Origin of the sequence: Streptobacillus ratti (genome assembly GCF_001891165.1) — a bacterium.
GTDB classification, from domain to species: Bacteria; Fusobacteriota; Fusobacteriia; order Fusobacteriales; family Leptotrichiaceae; genus Streptobacillus; species Streptobacillus ratti.
This window is the reverse complement of the sequence record NZ_LKKW01000053.1, coordinates 1-4,327: the sequence shown is the minus strand read 5'-3', so window position 1 is coordinate 4,327 and position 4,327 is coordinate 1. Positions and strand designations below refer to the sequence as shown.

6 protein-coding genes are annotated in these 4,327 nt (G+C 26.8%); all 6 read left to right on the top strand.

Annotation, left to right across the window (positions count from 1 at the left end):
- Positions 1–107 precede the first annotated feature (107 nt).
- A complete protein-coding gene (locus BT993_RS06630; RefSeq protein WP_072593784.1) occupies positions 108–509 on the top strand; it encodes a cell division protein SepF in 402 nt (133 codons plus the stop codon).
- Positions 510–1,808 (top strand): GTPase ObgE, encoded by a 1,299-nt coding sequence (obgE, locus tag BT993_RS06625; RefSeq protein WP_072593783.1) that lies wholly within the window; start codon positions 510–512, stop codon positions 1,806–1,808. It abuts the gene before it with no gap.
- Positions 1,786–2,688, top strand: coding sequence for a tRNA (adenosine(37)-N6)-dimethylallyltransferase MiaA (gene miaA, locus BT993_RS06620; RefSeq protein WP_244147565.1), 903 nt, complete (start codon positions 1,786–1,788; stop codon positions 2,686–2,688). The genes obgE and miaA overlap by 23 nt, the downstream gene beginning before the upstream one ends.
- Positions 2,689–3,147 carry a PTS sugar transporter subunit IIA gene (locus BT993_RS06615; protein ID WP_072593782.1) on the top strand — a complete coding sequence of 153 codons (459 nt, stop codon included), beginning with the start codon at positions 2,689–2,691 and terminating at the stop codon, positions 3,145–3,147.
- A 58-nt stretch (positions 3,148–3,205) separates the two neighbouring features.
- Positions 3,206–3,850, top strand: a complete 645-nt coding sequence (gene udk, locus BT993_RS06610) for a uridine kinase (protein WP_072593781.1) — start codon at positions 3,206–3,208, stop codon at positions 3,848–3,850.
- Between the two features lie 153 nt (positions 3,851–4,003).
- On the top strand, positions 4,004–4,327 hold a 324-nt coding region (locus BT993_RS06605), incomplete at its 3' end, for a MarR family transcriptional regulator (protein WP_143604306.1).

Sequence of the window (4,327 nt, the reverse complement as noted above, 5' to 3'; positions counted from 1 at the left end):
TTACTTTTGGAATTTAGGTGTATAAAATCAAGCATATGTTTGTCTTTACAAACTAGTAAAATAGTAGTATAATTAAATGAATAAGAAATAATAATATGGAGGTAGATATGAGTATCTGGAGAAGTTTATTTGGTAGCGATGATTTAGAAGAATATGAAAACGAACAAGAAACAGTAGATATACAAAATGAAAATAATGGAATTACACTATTTAAAAAAGAAAATAAAAAAATAAAAAAAGAGGAAATAAATATGAAATTTATAGCTGTTAAACCTAAAAATATGAATGAAGCTTCAAAATTTGTTAATATAGTTAGAAATAAAACTATTGTTGCTTTTAATATAGAAGATTTAACTAGAGAAGAGGGACAAAGAATGTTAGATATAATAAGTGGGGCGACACATGCTATGTCTGGTAAAACAGTTTTTGTTTCTGGAAAAGTATTTATTTCAGTACCTGAGGGTGTAGAAGTAGATGATTTGATTAAGAATGGAGAAGAAATAGAATAAATGTTTATAGATGAAAGTATAATAACAATAAAATCTGGTAAGGGTGGAGATGGTGCCGCCACTTTTCGTCGTGAAAAATTTGTTCAATTTGGAGGGCCTGATGGTGGAGATGGTGGAAAAGGTGGAGATGTAATATTTATCGCTGATCCAAACATCAATACTTTAGTAGATTTTAAAACTGTGAAAATGTTTGAAGCAGAAGATGGACAAAAAGGTTCAGGAGCTAGATGTAAAGGAGCTTCTGGTAAAAATTGTATTATTAAAGTTCCAGTTGGAACTATGATAAGAGATTATGAAACAGATAGACTATTAGTAGATTTAGACATTCCAAATGAAGAAATAGTATTATTAAAAGGTGGAGATGGTGGACGTGGAAATATCCATTTTAAATCATCTATAAGAAAAGCACCTAAGATAGCTGAATCTGGAAGAGAAGGAATGGAAATTAAAGTTAAGTTAGAATTAAAACTTCTAGCTGATGTTGCTTTAGTAGGATATCCAAGTGTAGGTAAGTCAAGTTTCATAAATAAGGTATCATCTGCAAATTCAAAAGTTGCAGAGTATCACTTCACGACCTTAAAACCAAAACTTGGTGTTGTAAGAATGAGTGATGAGGAAAGCTTTGTTATAGCTGATATACCTGGATTAATTGAAGGAGCCCATGAGGGGATAGGACTAGGAGATAGATTTTTAAAGCATATACAAAGATGTAAAACTATAGTTCATATTGTTGATTTTTCAGGTATAGAGGGTAGAGAGCCTATAGAAGATTTTGAGAAGATTAATAATGAATTATTTAAATTTTCAGAAAGACTATCTAAAAAAGAACAGATAGTTTTTGCAAATAAATTAGACATGGTTTTTGATGATAAAGAAGATAAAATTAAAGAATTTAAAAATAAATTAATTAAATATGGTATTAAAGAAGAAAATATAATTTTTGGTTCAATTATTACTGGAGAAAATTTAAAAGAATTACTTTCTCGTGTTTGGAATTTAGTAAAAACAACAGAACGTGAAATAATAGAAGAAGAACCAGATTTAAATTCAATATTACCAGATTTAATTAAGAAACAAGATGATTGGATAGTTGAAAGACTAGATGAAGACATTTACGAACTTAAAGGTCAAATTGTTGATAATGTACTAAGAAAATATGTTCTGTTAGGTGAAGACGGAATAATACAATTTTTACAAATTATGAGAAAATTAGGTATGGAAAAAGTACTTGAAAAGCATGGAGTAGTAGAGGGAGATACAATTATTATTGCAGGATATGAATTTTCTTATGTCAAGTAGAGCTGTTGTAATTGCAGGTCCTACAGGTGTAGGTAAGACAAAACTTTCTATTATGCTTGCAAAAAAAATAAATGCTGAGATTATATCAGCTGATTCCATGCAAATTTATAGAGAAATGAATATAGGTACGGCTAAAATTACAGAAGATGAAAAAGATGGAGTTATACACCATATGTTGGATATAGTAAATCCTGATGAAGATTATTCTGTTGGAGAATATGAAAAAGCAGTAAATAAGATATTAAATGAAAATAATAAAAACTATATCTTAGTAGGTGGCACAGGACTATATTTAAAATCTGTAACTGATGGTTTTTCTGAATTGCCAGAAAAAGAAAATACTTTAAGAAGAGAATTAGAAGAAAAAAGTATAGTTGAATTAGCCTCAATTTTAAAAAAACTTGATATAGAAATGTATGATAAAATAGATAAGGATAATAAACCAAGACTGGTTAGAGCAGTTGAAGTTTGTATGCTTACAGGAAAAAAAGTTAGTGAGATTACAAGTAATAATGTAAAAGGTAATAACTATAATTTTTTGAAAGTTTTTTTAACAAGGAATAGAGAAGAACTATATGATATTATTGATAAAAGAATAGATATTATGATAAAAAATGGTTTACTTGATGAGGCTAAAAAAATATATGAAAAATATCCAAATAGTAAGGCTATAGGGTATAAAGAGCTTTTTTTATACTTTTCTGGAGAAATGAGTTTAGAAGAGAGCATATCTTTATTAAAGCAAAAGAGTAGGAATTATGCTAAAAGGCAATTAACTTGGTTTAAAAAAGATGAAAGCTATGTGACATATAATTTAAGTGAAATGAGTATAGAAGAAGTATTATTAGATATATTAAAAAAAATAAAGAGGTATGATTAAATGAGAATAGTTGATTTTTTAACTAAAGATAGAATAGTTTTTGAATTAAAATCTGAAACAAAAGAAGATATAATAAAAGAAATGGCACAGCTATTTTTAAAATCTAATGATGTTGTTAAAGAGGGAATGTTTGATACTTTTATTGAAGATTTGATTGAAAGAGAAAATTTAACTTCTACTGGTATGCAAGATGGTATTGCAATTCCACATGCAAAATCTCCTGCGATAAATAAGTTGGCGTTAGCACTTGCTATTGTTCCTGAGGGTAAAGACTTTGATTCTTTTGATGAAGAATCATCTAAACTATTTTTTATGATAGCTGCACCTGAAAATACAAAAAAAGAACATTTGGACTTATTACAAAAAATTTCAAAACTTTCATATGAAGAAGAAATTTTGGAAAAATTAATATCAACCAAAGATACTATAGAAGTAATTAAATTATTAGGTATAATATAGTGATTAAAGGTTAAAAAGCTTGAGAATATCAAGTTTTTTTATTATAAGGAGGAAAAACATGCAAAAACCGATAATTATAGGAATATCAGGTGGTACAGGAAGTGGGAAAACATCAGTTGCAAATGCAGTTTTAGAAGATTTAATGAAAAATGGCAATGATGTTGTATTGCTAGAGCAAGATTCATATTACAAGAAAAATGATCATTTATCTTTTTCAGAAAGAGTTAAATTAAATTATGATCATCCAAATTCTATTGATTTTGATTTATTAGAAGAACATATTTTAATGTTGAGTAGAAATGAAAGTATAGATAAACCAATATATAACTTTTCTGAACATAATAGAACTAAAGAAACTGAAAGAATAGACCCTAAATCTATAATTATAGTAGAGGGTATTTTAATTTTAGCAATAGAAAAAATTAGAAATATTTTAGATATGAAAATTTTTGTTGATACTGATGATGATATTAGATTATTAAGAAGAATGGAAAGAGATATACAAGAAAGAGGTAGAAGTTTTGATAATATAAAGGAACAATATATTAGAACAGTAAAACCTATGCACCTTGAATTTGTAGAACCATCAAAAAGATATGCTGATGTTATTATTCCTCGTGGAAAAGATAATGAGGTTGGTATTAAAATGGTATCTAGTAGATTAAAGTATTTAATAAGACGTAGTGGTAATAAGGAATATTAAAAAACTAGTAAAAAAAGTTTTTTGTTTAAAAAAATTGAATTTACTTAATTTATAACCTCATATATTTAACACAGTTAAAAAAGATTGTGTTAATTATTAAAAAAATAAAAGCAAACTAAAAAAAACACATTATAATATGGGAAAGGGGGAATAATGAAAAAACTAAATGATACAGAATATGAGATTTTAGAATTAATATCTAAAAATCATTGTGTAACAAGAATGGATTTGTCCCTTGAATTAAATATATCTCCTGCTGGTATTTCTAAAACTATGAAAAAGTTAATTGAAGAAAATTTAGTTTTAGAAGATGATACTTTATCATCAAAAGGTGGAAGACCAAGAAAAATTTTGAAAATTAATCCAGAATATAAAAAGGTTATTGGAATAAATTTTGGTTCAGGATTTATAGATATTTCTGTAAGTAAAATAGACGGTAGTATAATTGAAACTAGAAGAAAAAAATTTCAATTTAAG